The sequence below is a fragment of the Paraburkholderia sp. BL23I1N1 genome, from assembly GCF_003610295.1.
GTDB lineage: Bacteria > Pseudomonadota > Gammaproteobacteria > Burkholderiales > Burkholderiaceae > Paraburkholderia.
This window is the reverse complement of record NZ_RAPV01000003.1, coordinates 16,658-39,545: the sequence shown is the minus strand read 5'-3', so window position 1 is coordinate 39,545 and position 22,888 is coordinate 16,658. Positions and strand designations below refer to the sequence as shown.

At 61.0% G+C, this 22,888-nt stretch carries 23 protein-coding genes; 17 read left to right on the top strand and 6 right to left on the bottom strand.

Annotated features, from left to right (window positions below; genetic code table 11):
* Positions 1 to 16: 16 nt before the first annotated feature.
* The 17 genes from nuoG to B0G76_RS39260 all read left to right on the top strand — a co-directional run bounded on the left by nuoG (position 17) and on the right by B0G76_RS39260 (position 16,326).
* Positions 17 to 2,350: an NADH-quinone oxidoreductase subunit NuoG gene (gene nuoG / locus B0G76_RS39340; protein WP_120298140.1), complete on the top strand. Its 2,334-nt coding sequence runs from the start codon at positions 17 to 19 to the stop codon at positions 2,348 to 2,350.
* On the top strand, positions 2,351 to 3,415 hold the full coding sequence (gene nuoH / locus B0G76_RS39335; protein WP_120298139.1) for an NADH-quinone oxidoreductase subunit NuoH: 1,065 nt from the start codon (positions 2,351 to 2,353) through the stop codon (positions 3,413 to 3,415). It begins immediately after the preceding gene.
* A gap of 15 nt (positions 3,416 to 3,430) precedes the next feature.
* Entirely contained in the window at positions 3,431 to 3,919 is a 489-nt protein-coding gene (gene nuoI, locus B0G76_RS39330; protein ID WP_012432383.1) for an NADH-quinone oxidoreductase subunit NuoI, read from the top strand.
* A gap of 192 nt (positions 3,920 to 4,111) precedes the next feature.
* Positions 4,112 to 4,798, top strand: a complete 687-nt coding sequence (locus B0G76_RS39325; protein WP_120298138.1) for an NADH-quinone oxidoreductase subunit J — start codon at positions 4,112 to 4,114, stop codon at positions 4,796 to 4,798.
* Positions 4,799 to 4,818: 20 nt separating this feature from the next.
* Positions 4,819 to 5,124: an NADH-quinone oxidoreductase subunit NuoK gene (nuoK, locus tag B0G76_RS39320; RefSeq protein WP_013339863.1), complete on the top strand. Its 306-nt coding sequence runs from the start codon at positions 4,819 to 4,821 to the stop codon at positions 5,122 to 5,124.
* A 17-nt stretch (positions 5,125 to 5,141) separates the two neighbouring features.
* Positions 5,142 to 7,214 carry an NADH-quinone oxidoreductase subunit L gene (gene nuoL, locus B0G76_RS39315; protein WP_120298137.1) on the top strand — a complete coding sequence of 691 codons (2,073 nt, stop codon included), beginning with the start codon at positions 5,142 to 5,144 and terminating at the stop codon, positions 7,212 to 7,214.
* A gap of 14 nt (positions 7,215 to 7,228) precedes the next feature.
* Complete coding sequence (locus B0G76_RS39310; RefSeq protein WP_120298136.1) at positions 7,229 to 8,719, top strand: NADH-quinone oxidoreductase subunit M; 1,491 nt, start codon at positions 7,229 to 7,231, stop codon at positions 8,717 to 8,719.
* A 25-nt stretch (positions 8,720 to 8,744) separates the two neighbouring features.
* Positions 8,745 to 10,217 carry an NADH-quinone oxidoreductase subunit NuoN gene (gene nuoN, locus B0G76_RS39305; protein ID WP_120298135.1) on the top strand — a complete coding sequence of 491 codons (1,473 nt, stop codon included), beginning with the start codon at positions 8,745 to 8,747 and terminating at the stop codon, positions 10,215 to 10,217.
* Positions 10,217 to 10,513, top strand: coding sequence for a DUF2818 family protein (locus B0G76_RS39300; protein ID WP_120298134.1), 297 nt, complete (start codon positions 10,217 to 10,219; stop codon positions 10,511 to 10,513). The genes nuoN and B0G76_RS39300 overlap by 1 nt, the downstream gene beginning before the upstream one ends.
* Before the next feature lie 42 nt (positions 10,514 to 10,555).
* On the top strand, positions 10,556 to 11,140 hold the full coding sequence (locus B0G76_RS39295; protein ID WP_120298133.1) for an NUDIX domain-containing protein: 585 nt from the start codon (positions 10,556 to 10,558) through the stop codon (positions 11,138 to 11,140).
* Positions 11,141 to 11,479: 339 nt separating this feature from the next.
* Positions 11,480 to 11,728 (top strand): hypothetical protein, encoded by a 249-nt coding sequence (locus tag B0G76_RS44450; protein ID WP_120298132.1) that lies wholly within the window; start codon positions 11,480 to 11,482, stop codon positions 11,726 to 11,728.
* Between the two features lie 50 nt (positions 11,729 to 11,778).
* Positions 11,779 to 12,303, top strand: a complete 525-nt coding sequence (locus B0G76_RS39285; RefSeq protein ID WP_120298131.1) for an AlpA family transcriptional regulator — start codon at positions 11,779 to 11,781, stop codon at positions 12,301 to 12,303.
* A gap of 250 nt (positions 12,304 to 12,553) precedes the next feature.
* Entirely contained in the window at positions 12,554 to 12,979 is a 426-nt protein-coding gene (locus B0G76_RS39280) for a DUF1178 family protein (protein ID WP_120298130.1), read from the top strand.
* A gap of 48 nt (positions 12,980 to 13,027) precedes the next feature.
* Complete coding sequence (locus tag B0G76_RS39275; RefSeq protein ID WP_120298129.1) at positions 13,028 to 14,224, top strand: acyl-CoA dehydrogenase family protein; 1,197 nt, start codon at positions 13,028 to 13,030, stop codon at positions 14,222 to 14,224.
* A 10-nt stretch (positions 14,225 to 14,234) separates the two neighbouring features.
* A complete protein-coding gene (locus B0G76_RS39270) occupies positions 14,235 to 15,362 on the top strand; it encodes an acyl-CoA dehydrogenase family protein (protein ID WP_120298128.1) in 1,128 nt (375 codons plus the stop codon).
* A 32-nt stretch (positions 15,363 to 15,394) separates the two neighbouring features.
* On the top strand, positions 15,395 to 15,853 hold the full coding sequence (locus B0G76_RS39265; protein WP_120298127.1) for a MaoC family dehydratase: 459 nt from the start codon (positions 15,395 to 15,397) through the stop codon (positions 15,851 to 15,853).
* On the top strand, positions 15,850 to 16,326 hold the full coding sequence (locus tag B0G76_RS39260) for a MaoC family dehydratase (RefSeq protein ID WP_120298126.1): 477 nt from the start codon (positions 15,850 to 15,852) through the stop codon (positions 16,324 to 16,326). Before B0G76_RS39265 ends, B0G76_RS39260 begins: the two co-directional genes overlap by 4 nt.
* Positions 16,327 to 16,475: 149 nt before the next feature.
* On the opposite strand, the gene B0G76_RS39255 is transcribed toward B0G76_RS39260, so the two are convergent.
* From B0G76_RS39255 to B0G76_RS39230, 6 genes are all read right to left on the bottom strand, one after another.
* Entirely contained in the window at positions 16,476 to 17,177 is a 702-nt protein-coding gene (locus tag B0G76_RS39255; protein WP_120298125.1) for a glutathione binding-like protein, read from the bottom strand.
* Between the two features lie 174 nt (positions 17,178 to 17,351).
* A complete protein-coding gene (locus B0G76_RS39250; protein WP_120298124.1) occupies positions 17,352 to 18,611 on the bottom strand; it encodes an acyl-CoA dehydrogenase family protein in 1,260 nt (419 codons plus the stop codon).
* A gap of 66 nt (positions 18,612 to 18,677) precedes the next feature.
* Entirely contained in the window at positions 18,678 to 19,784 is a 1,107-nt protein-coding gene (locus tag B0G76_RS39245) for a phosphotransferase (RefSeq protein WP_120298123.1), read from the bottom strand.
* A 20-nt stretch (positions 19,785 to 19,804) separates the two neighbouring features.
* Entirely contained in the window at positions 19,805 to 20,521 is a 717-nt protein-coding gene (locus B0G76_RS39240; RefSeq protein ID WP_120298122.1) for a histidine phosphatase family protein, read from the bottom strand.
* Between the two features lie 21 nt (positions 20,522 to 20,542).
* The gene (locus tag B0G76_RS39235) at positions 20,543 to 21,331 is read right to left on the bottom strand and encodes an oxepin-CoA hydrolase, alternative type (protein ID WP_120298121.1); all 789 of its coding nucleotides are present in this window, start codon (positions 21,329 to 21,331) and stop codon (positions 20,543 to 20,545) included.
* Positions 21,328 to 22,884, bottom strand: coding sequence for a 3-hydroxyacyl-CoA dehydrogenase (locus B0G76_RS39230; protein WP_120298418.1), 1,557 nt, complete (start codon positions 22,882 to 22,884; stop codon positions 21,328 to 21,330). Before B0G76_RS39230 ends, B0G76_RS39235 begins: the two co-directional genes overlap by 4 nt.
* Positions 22,885 to 22,888: the final 4 nt, after the last annotated feature.

The window sequence follows — 22,888 nt, the reverse complement described above, 5'->3', positions numbered from 1 at the left end:
AGGAAGATTGACCATCATGGTTGAACTTGAAATAGACGGCAAGAAAGTAGAGGTGCCTGAAGGCAGCATGGTGATCCAGGCTGCGCATAAGGTCGACACGTACATCCCTCACTTCTGCTATCACAAGAAGCTATCGATTGCGGCCAACTGCCGGATGTGTCTGGTCGATGTCGAAAAGATGCCGAAGGCCGTGCCCGCATGCGCCACGCCGGTGTCCGCCGGCATGATCGTGCGCACCAAGTCCGAGAAGGCGGTGAAGGGCCAGCAAGCCGTGATGGAATTCCTGCTGATCAACCACCCGCTGGATTGCCCGATCTGCGATCAGGGCGGCGAGTGTCAGTTGCAGGATCTGGCCGTGGGCTACGGCAAGTCGTCGTCGCGTTATAGCGAAGAAAAGCGCGTGGTGTTCCACAAGAACGTCGGCCCGCTGATCTCGATGGAGGAAATGTCGCGTTGCATTCACTGCACGCGTTGCGTCCGCTTCGGCCAGGAAGTCGCCGGCGTGATGGAACTCGGCATGCTGGGCCGCGGCGAGCATTCGGAAATCACGTCGTTCGTCGGCAAGACGGTCGACTCCGAATTGTCGGGCAACATGATCGATCTGTGCCCGGTCGGCGCGCTGACCAGCAAGCCGTTCCGCTACAGCGCCCGCACGTGGGAACTGTCGCGCCGCAAGTCGGTGAGCCCGCATGATTCCGTCGGCGCGAACCTCGTGGTGCAGGTGAAGAACAACCGCGTGATGCGTGTTCTGCCGTTCGAAAACGAATCCATCAACGAATGCTGGATTTCGGACAAGGACCGCTTCTCGTACGAAGGCCTGAATAGTTCCGAACGATTGACGCAGCCGATGCTCAAGCAAGGCGGCAAGTGGGTCGAGACCGACTGGCAAAGCGCGCTGGAATACGTGGTCAAGGGTCTGAAGGGCATCAAGGGCGATCATGGCGCGAATGCGCTGGCCGCGCTCGGCAGCGCCCACAGCACCGTCGAAGAACTTTTCCTGTTGAAGCAGTTGGCCCAGGCGGTCGGCACGCCTAACGTCGACTTCCGTCTGCGTCAGTCTGATTTCTCCGCACCCGTCAACGGTGCGCCGTGGCTCGGCACGACGATCGCGGACCTCTCGAACGTCGACGCCGCACTGGTGATCGGTTCGGATCTGCGCCGCGATCATCCGCTGTTCGCCGCGCGTCTGCGTCAAGCCGCCAAGAGCGGCACGAAGCTCACGCTCGTGCAAGCTACCAACGACGACGCGCTGATTCCGCAAGCGCACCGCGTGGTTGCCGCACCGTCCGCATGGCTCGATGCACTGGCTGGCATCGCCGGCGCAGTGTCGGAAGCAAACGGCGCGGCACTCCCGGAGGCTTTTGCCGGCACGCAGCCGTCGGACACCGATAAGCAAGTCGCGAAGTCGCTCGTTACCGGCGAACACCGCGTGGTGTTGCTCGGCAATGGCGCGGTCCGTCATCCGGACTTCGCCGCGATTCACGCCGCGGCGCAATGGATCGCGGACGCGACCGGCGCAACGCTGGGTTTCCTCACGGAAGCTGCCAACACGGTCGGCGCGCATCTCGTGAACGCATTGCCGGGTGAGGGCGGTTTGAACGCTCGCGAAGTGTTCGAGCAGCCGCGCAAGGGTTATGTGCTGTTGAATGTCGAACCCGAGTTCGACGCGGCAAATCCGGCGCAGGCTTTGGCCGCGCTGAAGCAGGCTGAAATGGTCGTTGTGATGTCGCCGTTCCAGATTGGCGCTGACTACGCAGACGTGCTGCTGCCGATCGCACCGTTCACGGAAACGGCTGGCACGTTCGTCAACGCCGAAGGTACGGTGCAGACGTTCAACGGCGTGGTGCGTGCGCTTGGCGACACGCGTCCGGCATGGAAGGTTTTGCGTGTGCTGGGCAGTCTGCTGGGCGTGCCGGGCTTCGAATTCGACACCTCGGAAGAAGTGCGTACAGCGGCCCTCGGCGATGGCGAGATCAAGTCGCGTCTGTCGAACAAGACGGGCGTCGCGGTTGCACGCGGCAAGGCGGCGAAGGCAGCGGCAGGCAAGTTCGAGCGTATCGCCGACGTGCCGATTTACCACGCCGACGCGCTGGTGCGTCGCGCCGAGTCGCTGCATCTCACGGCAGCGGCGCGCGCAGCGAACTCGGTCGGTTTGCCGGCCGCGCTGTTCGACAAACTGGGTTTGAAGGAAGGCGACGCAGTGCGCGTGCGCCAGGGCGAGCAATCGGTGCAGTTGCCGGCCGTGCGCGACGCGAATCTTGCGGAGACGGTCGTCCGCGTATCGGCGGCTACGCCTGCCGGTGCAGCGCTGGGCAGCCTGTTCGGTGAACTGGTGGTGGAGAAGGCGTAAATGAGCTTGTTCGATACGATCAACTCGGGCGGCACCCAGCTTCTCGGTGTGGCATGGCCCACGGTGTGGGCACTGGTGCGCATCCTGGTGGTGGCCGTCGTGATCCTGCTGTGCGTGGCTTACCTGATTCTGTGGGAGCGTAAGCTGATCGGCTGGATGCACGTGCGTCTCGGCCCGAACCGCGTGGGCCCGGCGGGTTTGCTGCAGCCGATCGCCGACGTGCTGAAGCTGTTGCTGAAAGAAGTGATTCAGCCGGCTCAGGCTAGTCGCTGGATCTACCTGATCGCGCCGATCATGGTGGTGGTGCCGGCCTTCGCGGTCTGGGCGGTGATTCCGTTCCAGGCCGGCGCGGTGCTCGGCGACATCAATGCGGGTCTGCTCTACGCCATGGCGATTTCGTCCATCGGCGTGTACGGCGTGATTCTGGCGGGCTGGGCGTCGAACTCGAAATACGCGTTCCTCGGTGCGATGCGTGCGGCCGCTCAAATGGTCTCGTACGAAATTTCGATGGGCTTTGCTCTCGTCGTCGTGCTGATGACGTCGGGCAGCCTGAATCTGTCGGACATCGTCGGTTCGCAGGAGCGCGGCATTTTCGCCGGCTACGGCTTGAATTTCCTGTCGTGGAACTGGCTGCCGCTGCTGCCCATGTTCGTCGTGTACTTCATCTCGGGCATCGCCGAAACGAACCGTCACCCGTTCGACGTGGTGGAAGGTGAGTCGGAAATCGTCGCGGGCCACATGATCGATTACTCGGGGATGGCGTTTGCGCTGTTCTTCCTCGCCGAGTACATCAACATGATCGTGATCTCGGCATTGGCTGCAACACTGTTCCTCGGCGGCTGGAGCGCACCGTTTGGCTTCCTGTCGTTTATCCCGGGCATCTTCTGGCTCGTGCTGAAGGTTTTCTTCCTGTTGTCGGTATTCATCTGGGCGCGTGCCACGTTCCCGCGCTATCGCTATGACCAGATCATGCGTCTGGGCTGGAAGATTTTCATTCCGGTCTGCGTGGTGTGGCTCATCGTGGTCGGCTTCTGGATCATGTCGCCGTTGAATATCTGGAAATAAAGGGCGGATGAACCCATGACCGCAATCCAAAACTTTTTCAAGACCTTCTTCCTGACGGAGCTGCTCAAAGGCCTCGCGCTGACCGGACGTTACACGTTCCAGCGCAAGGTGACGGTGCAGTTCCCGGAGGAGAAGACCCCGATTTCGCCGCGTTTCCGCGGTCTGCATGCGCTGCGTCGCTATGAAAATGGCGAAGAGCGCTGCATCGCCTGCAAGCTGTGCGAAGCGGTGTGTCCGGCGCTCGCCATCACGATCGAATCGGAAACCCGTGCGGATAACACGCGCCGCACGACGCGTTATGACATCGACCTGACCAAGTGCATCTTCTGCGGTTTCTGCGAAGAGAGCTGCCCGGTCGATTCCATTGTCGAGACGCACATTCTCGAATATCACGGCGAGAAGCGCGGCGACCTGTATTTCACGAAAGACATGCTGCTGGCCGTGGGCGATCGCTACGAAGCGGAGATCGCTGCGAACAAGGCAGCCGACGCACCGTATCGTTGAAGCGCTTCTGTTGAAGTAGTCAATGCGGCAGTAAATGCAGCAGTAACACGGCCTGTTGTCGGGCCGAGCGCCGCGGTCTGACCGCCGCGGCACGGCGCACTTGTGCGGATTTTCTGACGGCTTCGGCCGCTTTACCCGTCACATGTGCCAAAGAACAATGCCTGACGATGGCCTAACGATGAACCGGTAATCATGGAATTCACGACCGTACTGTTCTACATCTTCGCGCTGCTCCTGGTGGTTTCAGGGCTGAAGGTGATCACCTCGCGCAACCCGGTTTCGTCCGCACTGTTTCTGGTGCTGGCGTTCTTCAACGCAGCCGCGATCTGGATGCTGCTGCAGGCCGAGTTCCTCGCGATCCTGCTGGTGCTGGTGTACGTGGGCGCGGTGATGGTGCTGTTCCTGTTCGTCGTGATGATGCTGGACATCAACATCGACGTGCTGCGAAAAGACTTCAAACGCTTCGTGCCAATGGCCACGCTGGTGGGCGCGATCATCGTGATCGAGACCGCGCTGATTCTGTGGCACGGCTATGGCGCGACCGCCACGGCGCTGCGCGATACCACGTCCGCCGCGAACGGTATGGGCGACTGGTCGAACACCCGCCTGATCGGCAAGGTCATCTACACGGACTACATCTTCGCCTTCGAAGTCGCCGGCCTTGTGCTGCTGGTGGCGATCATCGCGGCGATTGCGCTGACCACGAGCCACAAGAAAGACAGCAAGCGCCAGAACATCAGCGAGCAGGTCAAGGTGCGTGCTCAGGACCGTGTGCGTATCGTGAAGATGGCATCTGAAAAGACCGCGGCAACTGTCGCGGCGGAAGAAGCCGCCGCAGCGGCAGCAGCGGCCGACTCGGCACCCGCTAAAAACAGCTGAGCGGACAGGAGATAGAAATCATGTTGACCCTTGCTCATTACCTTGTCCTCGGCGCGATCCTGTTTGCAATCAGTGTCGTGGGCATTTTCCTGAACCGTCGCAACGTCATCATCATCCTGATGGCGATCGAACTGATGCTGCTGGCGGTGAACACCAATTTTGTCGCGTTCTCGCATTATCTCGGCGACGTGCATGGTCAGATCTTCGTCTTCTTCGTGCTGACGGTTGCAGCAGCGGAAGCGGCGATCGGCCTCGCAATTCTGGTGACCCTGTTCCGTAGCCTCGACACGATCAATGTCGAGGACCTCGATCAGCTCAAAGGTTAATTTCAGGTAAAGCGGTTATGTCAACGACACTCAATGAAAACCTGCTGCTGGCGATCCCGCTGGCACCGCTGGCCGGCTCCCTGATTGCGGGGCTCTTCGGAAAAGCGGTGGGGCGAGCCGGTGCGCACTCGGTGACGATCCTCGGCGTCGCAATCTCGTTCATCCTTTCCTCCATCGTCTTCTTCCAGGTCATGGACGGCGCAAGCTTCAACGCGACCGTCTATGAATGGATGTCGATCGGCAAGACCAGGTTCGAGATCGGCTTCCTGATCGACTCGCTGACCGCGATGATGATGTGCGTGGTGACCTTCGTGTCGCTCATGGTGCACATCTACACGATCGGCTACATGGCCGATGACGACGGCTACCAGCGCTTCTTCTCGTACATCGCGCTCTTCACGTTCTCGATGCTGATGCTCGTGATGAGCAACAATTTCCTGCAGCTGTTCTTCGGCTGGGAAGCAGTGGGTCTGGTGTCGTACCTGCTGATCGGCTTCTACTTCACCCGTGAGAGCGCGATCTACGCGAACATGAAAGCGTTCCTCGTGAACCGCATCGGCGACTTCGGGTTCCTGCTCGGTATTGGCCTGCTGTTCGCGTTCGCCGGTTCGATGAACTACGGCGACGTTTTCGCGAAGCGCACCGAACTCGCGGCATTGAGTTTCCCGGGCACGGACTGGGGTCTGCTGACGGTCGCCTGCATCTGCCTCTTCATCGGCGCGATGGGTAAGTCGGCGCAGTTCCCGCTGCACGTCTGGCTGCCGGATTCGATGGAAGGCCCGACCCCGATCTCCGCACTGATTCACGCGGCAACCATGGTGACGGCCGGTATCTTCATGGTTGCGCGCATGTCGCCGCTGTTCGAACTGTCGGATACGGCGCTGTCGTTCGTGATGGTGATCGGCGCAATCACGGCGCTGTTCATGGGCTTCCTCGGGATCGTCCAGAACGACATCAAACGCGTGGTAGCTTACTCGACGCTGTCGCAACTCGGTTACATGACGGTCGCACTCGGCGCATCGGCTTACTCGGTTGCCATCTTCCACCTGATGACGCACGCGTTTTTCAAGGCGCTGCTGTTCCTCGGCGCGGGTTCCGTGATTATCGGCATGCACCACGATCAGGACATCCGCAATATGGGCGGCCTGCGCAAGTACATGCCGATCACGTGGATCACGTCGCTGGTCGGTTCGCTCGCGCTGATCGGTACGCCGTTCTTCTCAGGCTTCTACTCGAAAGACTCGATCATCGACGCAGTGAAGCTGTCGCATCTGCCGGGTTCGGGTTTCGCGTACTTCGCGGTCGTGGCGAGCGTGTTCGTCACTGCGCTGTATTCGTTCCGTATGTACTTCCTGGTGTTCCACGGCAAGGAGCGCTTCCGCGATCCGAAGCATCCGGAATCGCCGATGGGCATCGAAGCGGCAGCGCATGCGCATGACGGTCACGGCCATGACGCGCACGGCCATGCCCATGGTCACGACGATCATGCGCATGAGCCGCATGAAACGCCGTGGGTGGTGTGGCTGCCGCTGGTGCTACTGGCGATTCCGTCGGTGGTGATCGGTGCGATCGCTGTCGGCCCGATGCTGTTCGGCGACTTCTTCCAGCACGGCGTGGCGTTCGACAAGGTGATCTTCATCGGCGAAAACCATCCGGCGCTGCATGAGATGACTGAAGAATTCCAGGGCTGGGCGTCGATGGGCCTGCATTCGGTCTCGGGTCTGCCGGTGTGGCTGGCGCTCGCGGGTGTGCTGGTCGCGTGGTTCCTGTACCTGGTTCGTCCTGATCTGCCGGCTGTCATCAAGCGCGCGTTCGGTCCGATCTACACGCTGCTCGACAACAAGTACTACATGGACAAGATCAACGAAGTCGTGTTCGCGCGGGGCGCCGTGGCAATTGGCCGTGGTCTCTGGAAGGAAGGCGACGTCGTGGTTATCGACGGCATCGTCAACGGCAGCGCACGCTTTATCGGCTGGTTTGCCGGCGTGATCCGCTTCCTCCAATCCGGCTACATCTACCACTACGCGTTTGCCATGATTATCGGCATGTTGGGGCTCCTGACCCTGTTTGTAACGCTCGGCGGCAAATAAGGCGAGGGACACTAATGCACGCTTATCCGATTCTCAGTATCGCGATCTGGTTACCGATCCTCGTAGGTCTTCTGGTCCTGGCTGTCGGTTCCGACCGGAACCCAGCTCCGGCGCGCTGGATCGCGCTGATCGGCTCGGTCGTCAGCTTCATTGTGACGATCCCGCTGATTACCGGTTTTGATTCGAGCACCGCCGATCTGCAGTTCGTCGAAAAGGCGAACTGGATCGAGCGCTTCAACATTACGTACCACCTGGGTGTCGACGGCATCTCGATGTGGTTCGTCGTGTTGACCGCATTGATTACGGTGATCGTCGTGATCTCCGCGTGGGAAGTCATCACGAAGAACGTGGCCCAGTACCTTGCTGCGTTTCTGATCCTGTCCGGCATCATGGTCGGCGTGTTCAGCGCAGCGGACGGCATGCTGTTCTACGTGTTCTTTGAAGCGACGCTGATCCCGATGTACATCATCATCGGCGTGTGGGGTGGAGCGAACCGCGTGTATGCGGCGTTCAAGTTCTTCCTGTACACGCTGATGGGCTCGCTGCTGATGCTGGTTGCGTTGCTGTACCTGTACGTGGAGACCGGCACGTTCGATCTGGCTACGTGGCAGAACGCGCAGATCGGCATGACCCCGCAGATATTGTTATTTATAGCGTTCTTCCTGGCTTTCGCCGTGAAGGTGCCGATGTGGCCGGTTCACACGTGGTTGCCTGACGCCCACGTGGAAGCGCCGACCGGCGGCTCCGTCGTGCTGGCCGCGATCATGCTGAAGCTGGGCGCCTACGGTTTTGTGCGCTTCTCGCTGCCGATCACGCCGGACGCAAGCCACTTCCTCGCACCGGTCGTCATCTCGCTGTCGCTGATCGCGGTGATCTACATCGGCCTGGTCGCGATGGTGCAGACCGACATGAAGAAGCTGGTCGCGTATTCCTCGATCGCGCACATGGGTTTCGTGACGCTCGGCTTCTTCATCTTCAACCAGCTCGGCGTGGAAGGCGCGATCGTGCAGATGATCTCGCACGGCTTCGTGTCGGGCGCGATGTTCCTGAGCATCGGCGTGCTGTACGACCGTATGCATTCGCGTCAGATCGCCGATTACGGCGGTGTCGTCAACGTGATGCCGAAGTTCGCGGCGTTCGTAATGCTGTTCTCGATGGCCAATTGCGGCTTGCCGGGTACTTCCGGTTTCGTCGGCGAATTCATGGTGATTCTGGCTGCTGTCCAGTACAACTTCTGGATCGCGGGCGGTGCGGCTTTCACGCTGATTCTCGGCGCGGCCTACACGCTGTGGATGTATAAGCGCGTGTACTTCGGCGCGGTCGCCAACGACCACGTGAAGGGCCTTGTCGACATCAACCGTCGCGAATTTTTCATGCTGGCGGTGCTCGCCGCACTGACGCTGTTCATGGGCCTGTATCCGAAGCCCTTTACCGATGTGATGCACGTATCCGTGGAAAACCTCCTCTCCCACGTCGCACAGTCCAAGCTGCCGTTGCCACAGTAATGCAGAGCGGAGGAATTTAAAGATCATGCAAAACGCCCCTATGACTGCCTTGTTACCCGACGCACTGGTGATGCTCGCCGTGGTGCTCGCGTGGCTCAACGACACGTTCGTCGGCCAGGCCGGTCGCCGTACCACGTATTTCATCGCGTTCTTTTCGTCGCTGATTGCCGGCGTCTGGTTCGCGGTCAACGCGTTCGACCCGCAGGTGCATTACTTCTTCGGTCACATGTACGTGGTGGATTCGTTCGCCAGTGTGATGAAAGCGGTGGTGACGCTCGGTTATGCCGTGTCGATCGTTTATTCGCGCAAGTATCTGGAAGACCGCGCGCTGTTCCGCGGCGATTTCTTCCTGCTGGGCATGTTCTCGTTGCTCGGCCAGCTCGTGATGATTTCCGGCAACAACTTCCTGACGCTGTACCTCGGTCTCGAATTGATGTCACTGTCGCTGTATGGCGTGATCGCATTGCGTCGTGACGCGGCGCAGTCGAACGAAGCGGCAATGAAGTACTACGTGCTCGGCGCCATGGCCTCGGGTTTCCTGCTGTACGGCATTTCGATGCTGTACGGCGCGACCGGGTCGCTCGACCTGAACGAAGTGTTCAAGGCAATCGGCACGAGCCACTACGATCCGAGCGTGCTGCTGTTCGGCGTGATCTTCATCGTTGCCGGCGTGGCGTTCAAGATGGGCGCGGTGCCGTTCCACATGTGGGTGCCTGACGTGTATCAGGGTGCGCCGACGGCAATGACGCTGTTGGTCGGCGGCGGTCCGAAGGTGGCTGCATTCGCGTGGGGCCTGCGCTTCCTGGTGATGGGTCTGCTGCCGCTGGCGGTCGAATGGCAGGAAATGCTGGTGATCCTGGCGGCGCTGTCGCTGATCGTTGGCAACATCACGGGTATCGTGCAACGCAACGTCAAGCGGATGCTCGCGTACTCGGCGATCTCGAACATGGGCTTCGTGCTGCTGGGCCTGCTGGCCGGCGTAGTCGACCAAAAGACCACCGGGGCTGCCAACGCGTACGGTTCGGCGATGTACTACAGCATCGTCTACCTGTTGACGACGATGGGCACCTTCGGCGTCATCATGCTGCTGGCGCGCCGCGATTTTGAAGCCGATACGCTCGAAGACTTCAAGGGCCTGAATCAACGCAGCCCGGTGTTCGCTTTCGTCATGATGGTGATGATGTTCTCGCTCGCCGGCATCCCGCCTGCAGTCGGCTTCTACGCCAAGCTCGCGGTGCTGCAGGCAACCATGAACGCCGGGTTGACCTGGCTGACCGTGCTGGCCGTGATCACGTCGCTGTTCGGTGCGTTCTACTACCTGCGTATCGTCAAGCTGATGTACTTCGACGAACCGCAGGACAAGTCGCCGATTCTCGCCGACACCAGCACGCGTGCTTTGCTTGCGCTCAACGGTGTTGCCGTGCTGGTGCTCGGTATCGTGCCGGATCCGCTGTTGAAGGCCTGCCTGCAGGCCATCCAGCACACGCTGCTGCTCTGATGTCGGCAGCAGGCTGGTTTATTGTGTTGTTGGCGCTGGTCGGCGCCAACCTGCCATTCCTGAATCAGCGTCTCTTCGCCGCCGTGCCGCTGAAAGCGGCGAAGAAGAGCGCCTGGATCCGGATCGCCGAATTGATCGTGCTGTACTTTGTGGTTGGCGCGCTCGGTTTTCTGCTGGAAGCACGCGCGGGTAATCGCTTCGAACAGGGGTGGCAGTTCTACGCGATCACGTTCGCGTTGTTCATCGTGTTCGCATTCCCCGGTTTTACCTTCCAGTATCTCGTCAAACGTCGCTGACGGCGTCTCGCCGTCGCGCACCAAGCTGTCCTGAGGTCGCATATGGCTGAACTTCCCGATCACGACGCCGCGCTCACCGAGACCTGTCTCGAGAGCAAAACGATCCATCAAGGGCCGTTTCTGACGCTCAAGTGCGATACGGTCCGCTTGCCTGACGGTAAGCAGGCCACACGCGAGTACGTTCAGCATCCGGGCGCCGTGATGGTGATCCCCTTATTTGACGATGGTCGCGTGTTGCTGGAAAACCAGTACCGCTATCCGATGGGCAAGGTCATGGTCGAGTATCCGGCGGGGAAGCTCGATCCGGACGAGGGCGCGCTGGCCTGCGCGAAACGTGAACTGCAGGAAGAGACCGGTTATACAGCGCGCGAGTATGTCTATCTGACGCGGATTCACCCCATCATTTCCTACTCGACCGAATTCATCGATATTTACCTGGCGCGTGGGTTGACTGCCGGCGAGCGCAAACTTGACGATGGCGAGTTCCTCGAACTGTTCACGGCCAGCGTCACCGATATGTTGGAATGGGTACGGTCGGGCAAGGTGACGGACGTGAAAACCATCATCGGCACGTTCTGGCTGGAAAAGGTATTGTCGGGCGCCTGGCCAATGGCCGAGCCGCAATAGCGCGCTCGCTTCAGAGTACAGAAGGGCGCGAGTCGCGCGCTGGTTGGACAATCTGCAAAAAGCCCCTGTTGGTCTATGACCGGCAGGGGCTTTGTCATTGAGGGCACGATATCGACTCAATGCGTTGTACGCCTCTATGAAAAACGGGTTTCCGTCTTATGCCATCTGACAGTCTCGCTCTGCGGCCATTGCCACTCTAGTATCGACGTCTGGCATGGGAGTTTGCCATCACACTTATTCGGGATAACGAAAGGTCTGGGGTGGATTCGATTTCGGTCGCCCTTGCGCATGGTTGTCACGTGACAACCATGCGCAAGGGCACTAAATTGGCGGGTATAGATGGTTCGTGGAGTCCATTCAAAAAAAGAGGTCGAGGGTGCGCTGACTTACGCGGAACGAAACGGCTGGCGTGTTCAGGGCGCTGGCAAAGGTCACGCTTGGGGAAAGATGTCCTGTCCTTATAACGACGCGGAATGTCGTTGCGGCGAGTTCTGTATCTTGAGTGCGTGGAGTACGCCGAAGAATCCCGGCAATCACGCAAAGCACCTCAAGCGCATTGTCGACAACTGCACGACGCACCGGCAGTAAAAGTGTTCGAAGGGCAAAAGCCCGAGGCTGAATGAAGTGAGGAGTAGCTTATGGAATATGTGTTCACCCTGAAATACCGGCTCGCAGAGGAAGATTGCGATCTTGACGAGATCGTCGAGCGCCTGGGCGAAGCCGGGTGCGACGACGCAACTATCGGCGTGGGGCAACCGGGGCGCATTGCACTGGTTTTTGCCCGCGAAGGCGCGTCGGCATTCGAGGCGCTTGTCAGCGCACTTAAAGATATCAAGCAGGCGGTGCCGTCCGCGCGCCTTGTCGAGGCGGGGCCGGATTTCGTCGGCCTCACGGATGTCGCTGAAGTCGCGGGCGTGTCACGGCAAAACATGCGCAAGCTGATGCTGAGCCACGCAATCGACTTTCCGCCGCCGGTTCACGAGGGCAGCGCGTCGGTGTGGCATCTGTCGGACATTCTTGGCTGGCTGACCGCGCGTGGCGGGTATGACATCAAGGCAGACGTTTTCGATGTCGCGAAATCCGCCAAGCAGATCAACCTCGCCAAAGAGGCACTCCAACTCGAGCCACGGCTTAACCGCCGACTCGAATTCCTTGTGGCTTAAAAGGCGCGCGGCGGCAAGCGCGGGCCCATGAGCGCCATACGATCAGTGCGCCCTTTTGTCTGCGGGTATTCGGTGTGTCGTTCGCCGTTTTAGCCACCTTCGGCAGTCCGTTGCGCAAAGCGTTAAAATCGCCCACCGCGTTCGATTTGTCAGCGACGCTTGGCGTCAACGCGCCGTCCGTAAAAATTTACGAACGACCGTTCACAAATTTCCATTTTGCGCTAAACTGGCACGCAAGCCCTGATTCCACATGAAGGTCCTCGATTTACAGTGTCCGCATGGCCATCGGTTCGAAGGCTGGTTCGCTTCGGCTGATGACTTCGAGTCGCAGCAGTCCCGCAAGCTTGTTGAATGTCCGATTTGCGGTGCGAACGAAGTGAGCCGTTTGCCGTCGGCGCCCCGGCTGAATCTGTCGGGCGCGACCGACACGAAAGTCCCTGCAGGCGCGGGGGACATGCAGGCACGTGTAATGCGCGCATTGCGCGAGGTACTGGAGAAGACTGAGAACGTGGGCGACCGCTTCGCTGAGGAAGCACGGCGCATTCACTACAACGAAGCGCCCGCACGCAATATTCGCGGTGTTACGACACCGGAAGACGCGAAAGCCTTGGTTGAAGAAGGCATCGAAGTGATGCCGCTGCCGGTCCCGGCTGCCTTGAAGGAACCTCTGCAATAGCGCAGTGGCTCACTGGCGGCGGGCGGTTGCGGCCAGGAGACACGACGCATGAATCTGGACTATTCCCCCGCTGACGACGCGTTCCGCGCCGACATCCGCGCCTGGCTCGAAGCGAATCTGCCTCGCGAGCTGAGCGACAAAGTACTCAACCACAAGCGTCTGAACCGCGAAGACTTCGCAGGCTGGCACAAGCTGCTCGGCACGCGCGGCTGGTCGGTCGTCGCATGGCCGAAAGAATACGGCGGTCCGGGCTGGGACGCGACCCAACGGCATATCTGGGACGAAGAGTGCGCGCGTATCGGCGCGCCGTCCGTGCTGCCGTTCGGCGTCTCGATGGTCGCGCCCGTGCTGATGAAGTACGGCAATGAGGCGCAGAAGCGCCACTACCTGCCGCGCATTCTCGACGGTACGGACTGGTGGTGTCAGGGCTATTCCGAACCGGGCTCCGGTTCTGATCTCGCCTCGCTGCGCACACGTGCCGAGCGCGTTGGCGATCACTACGTGGTCAACGGTCAGAAAACCTGGACCACGCTGGGCCAGTACGCCGACATGATGTTCTGCCTCGTGCGTACCGACAGCGGCGCGAAAAAGCAGGAGGGCATTTCGTTCCTGTTGATCGACATGAAAACGCCCGGTATTACCGTGCGTCCGATCATCATGCTCGACGAAGACCATGAGGTTAACGAAGTCTTTTTCGAAGACGTGAAGGTGCCGGTCGACAATCTCGTCGGCGAAGAGAATCGGGGCTGGACCTACGCGAAGTACCTGCTCGGACACGAGCGCACCGGTATTGCCCGCGTCGGGCAATCTAAGCGCGAGCTCGTATTCCTGAAGCGCCTTGCACTGGACCAGAAGAAAAACGGCAAGCCGTTGCTGCACGATCCCGTGTTCTCCGCGAAAGTGGCGAGCCTCGAGATCGAACTGATGGCGCTCGAAGTCACCGTGCAACGCGTGGTGGCCAATGAAACGGGCGGACGCGGGCCGGGACCGGAAGCCTCGATGCTCAAGATCAAGGGCACGGAAGTGCAGCAGGCGCTGACCGAACTGATGGTCGAAGCAATCGGCCCGCTCGCCGCGCCGTTCGACGTGCCCTTCCTCGAAGGCGAACGCGACCATAGCCTCGCCGGTGACGATGACGCTGCGCCGCTGGCCGCGTACTACTTCAACTTCCGCAAGACGTCGATTTACGGCGGCTCAAATGAAATACAAAAGAACATCATCGCGCAGATGATTCTGGGACTTTGAGGAGCGGCGCATGGACTTCACTTTCAACGACGAACAACAGCAATTTGCTGACGCGCTGCGCCGCTATCTGGACAAGAGCTATGGGTTCGAAGCGCGCCAGGCGATCGTGCAATCGGAAGCCGGTGTGTCGGATGCGCACTGGGCAGCCTTTACCGAACTGGGTCTGAGCGCATTGCCGGTGCCGGAGGCGCAGGGCGGCTTCAACGGCAGCCCGATCGACATGCTGGTTGTCATGCAGGAGCTCGGCCGAGCTTTGGTGATCGAGCCGTACTGGGCCACCGCGGTGGGTGTCGAAGCGCTACGGCTGGCGGGCACCGGACACGGTGAGGACGCAGCGCTGCTCGAACGCGCGGCTCAGGGCGAGATCAAGCTCGCTGTGGCATTTCATGAGCCGCGTGCGCGCTACGACCTGTTCGAGGTCGAGACCGCTGTGACCGGTCAGGGCGATCAGCAGACCTTGACCGGCATGAAATCGGTTGTGCTGCACGGTGCACAAGCAGACTATTGGATCGTGCCGGTTCGGCTGAATGGCGAAATCGCGCTATTTGTCGCTGCTCGCGATGCGGCCGGCGTTAAGGTCACCGACTACCGCACAATCGACGGCCAGCGCGCCGCGACACTCAGGTTCGATGGCACGCCTGCACGCCAGCTCACCGGCAAACACTCGGGTGCCGCGGCGCTCGAGCAAATCGCAGATTACGGCACGGTATTGCTCTGTGCAGAAGCGGTCGGCGCACTCGACGCCCTGAACCATGCAACGGCGGAGTACACCAAAACGCGCCAGCAGTTCGGTCAGCCGATCGCGCGTTTCCAGGCGTTACAGCATCGCATGGTCGAGATGTTGATTCACGCCGAGCAGGCGCGATCGATCACTTATCTGGCGGCCATGCGCTACACGAGCGCAGACACCGACGAACGTCGCCGCGCGGTCTCCGCAGCGAAGGCGCGAGTCGGTCAGGCCGCCCGTTTCGTCGGTCAGCAGGCGGTCCAATTGCACGGTGGCATGGGCGTCACGAACGAAGTCGCCGCGGCGCATCTGTTCAAACGTCTTGCTATCATCGAAACCACATTGGGCGATGTTGATCACCATCTCGCGCGGTTCGCCGCGCTGCCCGGTTTTGTCACCGCCGAAGCCTGATCAGCCGGTCGAAGCGGATAGGAGGTCTGACGATGGGTCTGAGTTTCGAGGACATGGTAGTCGGCACGACTACCGAAATCGGCAAGCATACGTTCACGCGTGAAGAGATTGTCGAGTTCGCGGAGAAGTTCGATCCGCAACCGTTTCACGTGGACGAAGCTGCAGCCGCGGAGTCGCCGTTTCGGGGATTGGTTGCAAGCGGCTGGCACACGTGTTCGGTCATGATGGGCATGCTGGTGCGCAATGTGCTCGCGGGCTCCACGTCGATGGGCTCGCCCGGCATCGACGAGGTCCGCTGGTTGAAACCGGTGCGCGTCGGTGACACGATCACGATGAGGAACGCTGTACTCGACAAGCGCGTTTCGGCGAGTAAGCCGGATCGCGGCATCGTTTCGACGGAGTGGCAAGGCATCAATCAGCATGGCGAAACGGTGATCACGGTGCGCTCCAAGGGATTGTTCGGGCTGCGCAATCCGGGAGCTGCGTCATGACGGGCGGTGCAGTCGCTGCCGCAACGTTTGGTGATGCAGCGGCGTTGCGTGCGCTGGTTGGCGCCGAACCACTCGTTAGCGACTGGCTGACGGTGGATCAGGCGAGCGTCGATCGTTTCGCCGAAGCTACCGGCGATCACCAATGGATTCACGTCGACCCCGAGCGGGCGCGGCGTGAGTCGCCATTCGGTGGTCCGGTCGCGCATGGGTTCATGACGCTGTCGTTGATTCCGGCGTTGCTCGGCAAGACGGTGGCGCTCGAGCAGCGCATGGGCGTCAATTACGGATTGAATCGCGTGCGGTTCACGTCGCCGGTGCCGGTCGGCTCGCAGTTGCGTGCACGGTTCGCGGTGGAGTCCGTCACTGAGATCGACAACGCCGGTGTGCAGGTTGAATGGAATGTGACGCTGGAGCGGCAGGGTAGTGAGCGGCCGGTATGTGTCGCGGAGTTCATTACGCGGCATTACTTCTAACCGTTCATCGCTGACCGGTTGGCAAAAAGCGCGAGCGGCAGTGATGCCGTCTCGCGCTTTTTTATGTCGACGATTCTACGGATGGCAAAGCCGCGATTGTGGCCATTTTCAATGCGAACGCGCGCCAATACCATGGATCGACGGCACGGCTACCGCTTGGCGTACTGCGTCGCACCGAACAGCATCTCTTTCGCTTTGTCGTCCATGAGCGGCTTGCGGGCCGACGCCAGCACGTCGACGCCACGTATCACTGCCGGACGCGCGGCAATTTCTTCGTGCCATCGCTTCACATTCGGAAACGTATCCAGTTCAATACCCTGGTTTTGCCACGAGCGAGTCCACGGAAATGCGGCGATGTCAGCGATCGTGTAGTCATTGCCGGCCAGATACTGTGTCTTGCCGAGTTGCGTATCCATCACGCCGTACAGACGCCGCGTTTCGTTCGTGTAGCGGTTGATCGCATATTCGATCGGCTCCGGCGCATAAATGCGGAAATGATGTGTTTGCCCAAGCATCGGACCGAGGCCGCCCATCTGGAACATCAGCCATTGCAGCGTCGCATAGCGTGCGGTTGGGTCGGTCGGCAGAAATTTGCCGGTTTTCTCCGCGAGGTAAATCAGAATCGCGCCCGATTCGAACAATGCGAATGGCTTGCCGGCGGCGTCTTTAGGACCTTCCGAATCGACGATCGCGGGAATCTTGTTGTTCGGGCTGATGGCAAGGAATTCGGGATTGAACTGGTCGCCTGCGCCGATATCGATGCCATGCGCCGTGTATGCGAGGCCCGTTTCCTCGAGCATGATGTGAACTTTGTGGCCGTTCGGGGTTGCCCAGCTATAGACGTCGATCATCCTGGCTCCTTCGTTTTGTGAAAGCGGCGCCGCAAAGGGCGCCGCAATTGACAAAAATTAGAGCACAGATCGAGCAATGCTGCTGGCCGTGCCGCCATGATCCAGGTCTTGACTTTGCCGCGCGATCAATCGCCGCGAATTTAACCTCGAACACTCCCTCAAGCGCTCAAACGTTCAAACCCGCGTAATCGGCGTCTCTACGCGAGCCGCTGCACCCGCATCCATATAGCGCGCCAATTCGAGCTTGGCGATCGCGTTGCGGTGCACTTCGTCGGGGCCATCGGCGAAGCGTAACGTCCGCGCGGATGCATACGCATACGCCAACGGAAAATCGTCGCTAACCCCGCCGCCGCCGTGCGCCTGAATGGCCCAGTCGATCACCTGGCATGCCATATTCGGCGCGACCACCTTGATCATGGCGATCTCGCCGCGCGCGCCCTTGTTGCCGACCGTGTCCATCATGTACGCGGTCTTCAGCGTCAGCAGACGGGCCTGTTCGATCAGGCAACGCGCTTCGGCCAGACGCTCCTGGGTGACGCCTTGCGCGGCAACCGGCTTACCGAAAGCGACGCGCTGCATCGAGCGTTTCGCCATGAGTTCGAGCGCGCGCTCGGCGAGACCGATCAAACGCATGCAGTGGTGAATGCGTCCCGGTCCGAGGCGCCCTTGAGCGATTTCGAAACCGCGTCCTTCGCCGAGCAGCATGTTGGTGGCAGGCACGCGCACATTGTCGAGCGTGATTTCCATGTGGCCGTGCGGCGCGTCGTCGTAGCCGAATACGGTGAGAGGGCGGTGCACGGTGATGCCGCTCGCGTCGGCCGGGACCAGAATCATCGACTGCTGCGCATGGCGTGGCGCCTCAGGATCGGTCTTGCCCATCACGATGTAGACCTTGCAGCGCGGATCCCCCGCGCCGGACGACCACCACTTGTGGCCGTTGATCACGTAGGAGTCGCCGTCGCGCACGATGCTCGTCTGGATATTGGTCGCGTCCGACGACGCCACTTCCGGCTCGGTCATCAGAAACGCCGAGCGGATGTGTCCTTGCAGCAGTGGTTCGAGCCACTCGCGTTTGTTGTCGTCACTGCCGTAGCGCTCGATCGTTTCCATGTTGCCGGTGTCGGGTGCGTTGCAGTTGAACACTTCCGGCGCCCAGGGCACGCGGCCCATGATTTCGCACAGCGGCGCGTACTCAAGATTCGTCAGACCGGCCCCGCGCACCGATTCAGGTAGGAACAGGTTCCACAAGCCGGCACCGCGCGCTTTCGTTTTCAGTTGCTCGATCAGTTCGGTGGGAAGCCATGCGTTGCCGTTCTGACGATTTCGCGCTATCTCGGCGTAGAACGCCTGCTCGTTCGGATAGATGTGCTCGTCGAAGAAGGCGAGCAGTTTCTCGCGCAGCGCCTGAACCTTCGGGGTGTAGTCGAAATTCATGTATGACCTCGCGGATGACGAATGACGTTGGTTCGGGAGCGCAACCTGGTTGGTGCGCCGATCTGCTTAACGTACCTTCTGTGCGTAGCGCCAGGCGAGTTCGGCCATCGGCTTCGCGCGACGGCCGGCGTCGAGCGCCTGAGCGCTGGCCGCCGTGCCGTCGACCACGCGTTTCATGATCCCTTGCAGGATGGCGGCGATGCGGAACATGTTGTACGCCAGATAGAAATTCCAGTCGCCGTGGATCTCGAAGCCCGTGCGCTTGCAATAGCGCTCGACGTACTGCGCTTCGTCGGGAATGCCGAGTGCCGCCCAATCGAGGCCCGCAATGCCGCGAAACTGCGCCGGGTCGACGTGCCATGCCATGCAGTGATAGGCGAAGTCGGCGAGCGGATCGCCGAGCGTCGACAGTTCCCAGTCGAGTACGGCCAGTACGCGCGGCTCCGTGGGATGGAAGATCAGATTGTCGAGCCGGTAGTCGCCATGCACCACCGAGGCGCGCTCGCTCGTTTCCGCCGGCATATGCTGCGGCAACCATTCGATCAGGCGCTGCATCGCGTCGATCGGTTCGGTTTCGGACGCGACGTACTGCTTGCTCCAACGGCCGATCTGGCGCGCGAAGTAATTGCCCGGTTTGCCGTAGTCGGCAAGACCGATTGTTGTGACGTCGACGCTATGCAGCGCAGCGATCACGCGATTCATTTTGTCGTAGATTGTCGCGCGCTCCACAGGTGTCATGCCGGGCAAAGACTGGTCCCACAGCACGCGGCCTTCGACGAACTCCATCACGTAAAACGCCCGGCCGATCACGCTTTCGTCTTCGCACAAGGCGAGCATGTTCGCGACCGGCACGTCGGTGTCGGCAAGCGCGTGCATGACGCGGTATTCGCGTTCGACGGCGTGCGCCGAGGGCAGTAACTTCGCGGCCGGCCCAGGCTTGGCGCGCATCACATACGAGCGCGATGGCGTGACGAGTTTGAAGGTGGGATTCGACTGGCCGCCGGCGAATTGCTCCAACGTGAGCGGTCCGGAAAACCCGTCGACATGCTGGGCTAGCCACGCGGCGAGCGCGTCACTGTCGAAGCGTTGCCGCTCGTTGAGCGGGCGCGTGCCTTCGAAGGCCGAGTAATCCGGTTTGTGTTCTGGTTCGCCGGTCTGTGTGGCTTGCACCATATGTCTCCTCCAGTTCGGGTTCAGCTACGCGTGTATTGAATGAATTGTGCGTAGAGCATTTCCATCGTGGTATTGCGGACGTCGCGATGCAGCGGCGACGGCGGTGAATAGTTGATCGCGCGCAGCACCCAGTCGCGCGGCTCGGCGCCGACGTCGAGTGCGTTGATGCAACCGGTGGCCTGCGCCAGATGGCCGAAGAAAGTACGGCCGCCGGCGGTAAGCGCATGCGACAGAATCGCGCGATTCACCCCGCCGTGCAGCACCAGCAGCACGGTGTCCCATGAGGTGTCCTCGCGCAACGCCGCCACTGCGGGCAACACGCGGTCGAACAACGCGCCGATGGTCTCGCCGTCGAGAAAGCGTGTGCTTTCCGGCACGATGCCGTCGAACACGCCGAGAAATGCCGCTTCGATATCCTGTGGCGGAATGTTGCTGAGCTTGCCACCGCGAATTTCCTGCCACGCAGGCTCGATGTCGAGGTCGATCTGCTGACCCGTTTCGGCCAGTACACGTTGCGCGGTTTCGACCGTGCGCGGCAAACCGCTCACGATCACCCGATCGAACCGGATCTGCTGCCCGGCGAACACGCGGCCTGCCGCGCTCGCCTGCTCGCGGCCGTTCGCGTTCAATGGCACGGTTTCTGGGTCGATCGCGCGGCCGGAGTCGTCGAAGTAGGTCACGTCGCCGTGACGCATCAGGAAGATGCGGCGGCGCTTGGGGAGTTGGTAGTCAGGCATTGTCCGTTCGTTCACGTATGTTCACTTGTAGACCGGAGCGCGCTTTTCGAGGAACGCGGAAATCCCTTCGAGGCCGTCGCGATGATGCAGTGAGGCGACGAAGCTGTCGCGTTCGGCGACCAGATGTTCAGCGAGCGGTTGTGCGCCGGCCGCGCCGATGAGCCCCTTGATGCGCGCGACCGAATTTGGCGAAATCTTGCCGAGCTCATCGGCCCAGGCGACCGCGGTGTCGCGCACGGCGCCTGACTTCGCCAGTTTGTTGACCACACCGAGATCGAAGAGACGCGTGGCGCCGATCGGTTTGCCTTCGATCAGCACCTCGGTCGCCAACTGACGAGGCAAGGCTTGCGCAAGAAACCACGAGCCGCCGCCATCGGGTGTGAGACCAACACGCGCGTACGACATCACGAATTTCGCGTCTTCCGCGGCGACGATCAGATCGCACGCGAGCGCGAGCGAAAACCCCGCACCGGCTGCGGCGCCGTCAACGGCGGCGATCACCGGCTTCGACGATAAACGCAGCGCCGAAATCCATTCACCGAGCAGATCGATGCTTTCCGCCTGCACTGACGGGTCTTTCGCGCGGTTTTCCAGCAAGCGGTTCAGATTGCCGCCGGCACAAAAGAAATTGTCCGCGCCGTTAATCACGACCGCGCGTATGGAGGGATCGCGCTCCACCGATTCGAGCGCTTCGATGCCCGCGGCATACATGTCCGGATGCAGCGCATTGCGTGCGCCGGGGTTCGACAGCGTGAGGACCAGCGTCGATTCGCTTTCGGTCGGGCGCGAGGTCAGCAGTTCGGCGCTCATTGTTGGGTCTCCGGTTGAATGTCGGCAGCGTCGCGTTGCGTCAGCGACAGGCCAAGTTGTGCGCGCCGTGCGAGCCAGGGCGACGGACGATAGCGCGGGTCGCCCAGCACGCTAAAGATATTGCGCAAGATGGTGAGGATCGTTTTCGCGCCGAGTGCGTCGCCGAGGGCGAGCGGCCCGCGCGGATATCCGAGGCCTAGCGTCACGGCGAGGTCGATATCGTCGGGCGTCGCGATCTGTTTTTGCGCGATATCGCAACCGATGTTGACGATGGTTGCCACAACGCGTTGCGCGACGAAGCCGGTCGAGTCGCTGATCACGGTGACGGGAACGCCGTCGGCGGCAAATAGGGCGTGCGCGGTCTCGCGTGCGGCGCGACTGGTGGCGGGCGTCGTCATCAGCGTGCGGCGCGGCGCGGCGGCCAGCGGGAAAAGGGCGTCGATTGCGACAACGCGTGTGGCATCGAGTGCTTCGTCGACGGCGGCCGTGGTTGCGTCATGACCGAACGGTGTCACGACGATCAGCGAGTCCGTTGCGGGCGTGGCGCCTTCGTCGAGCTTGACGCCGGCCTTGGCGATGAGTTGCACGACGGCCTCATGCGCTTGCGGATAGCGCTTGCTGAGCCACACGCTTTGCGGCAGTTCGGTCGGCGCGGGCGCTTCCGCAGGCACTTGCTGCTTGCCGTCTTCATAGCGGTAAAAGCCTTCGCCCGTTTTGCGGCCGATCAGTCCGCCCGCGAGCCGTGTGCCCGTGATCGGCGAGGGCGTGAAGCGCGGTTCTTCATAGAACTGGTGATAGATCGATTCCATCACCGGGTGCGATACGTCGAGCGCGGTCAGGTCCAGCAGTTCGAACGGCCCGAGGCGAAAGCCTGCCTGCTCGCGCATGATGCGGTCGATGTCGGCGAAGCTCGCAACGCCTTCGCCTGCTACGCGCAGGCCCTCGGTATTCATGCCGCGACCGGCGTGATTGACAATGAAGCCGGGCATGTCTTTCGCGCGCACCGGCGTGTGGCCCATGCGGCGCGCGAGATCCATCAGCGCGTCGCCGGCGGCGGGATCGCTGCGCAGGCCGTCGATCACTTCGACGACCTTCATCAACGGAACCGGATTGAAGAAGTGATAACCGGCCACTCGCGACGGATTCGTGCAGCCTGCCGCAATCGCCGTAATCGACAACGACGAGGTGTTCGACGCGAGCACGCAACGGCCGCTCACCACCGTTTCGAGCTCGCGAAAGAGGGCCTGCTTCACATCGAGCCTTTCGACGATCGCCTCGACGACCAGATCGCAATCGGCCAGATCGCCGATCACCTGCGCGCCGCTCACGTTTGCCAGCGCAGCGAGCGAGCGGGCCTGGTCGAGCTTGCCTTTGGCGCTCAATTTGTCGAAAGTCTCGGCGAGGTAGTCGCGCGCGGCACCGATCGCGGCGGGATTCGTGTCGTACAGACGCACGGTGAGACCCGCCAGTGCGGCAATCTGGGCAATGCCACGGCCCATTGCACCGGTTCCGACAATGCCGATAGTCTCGATACTGAAATTGCGAGAGGTCATTGTG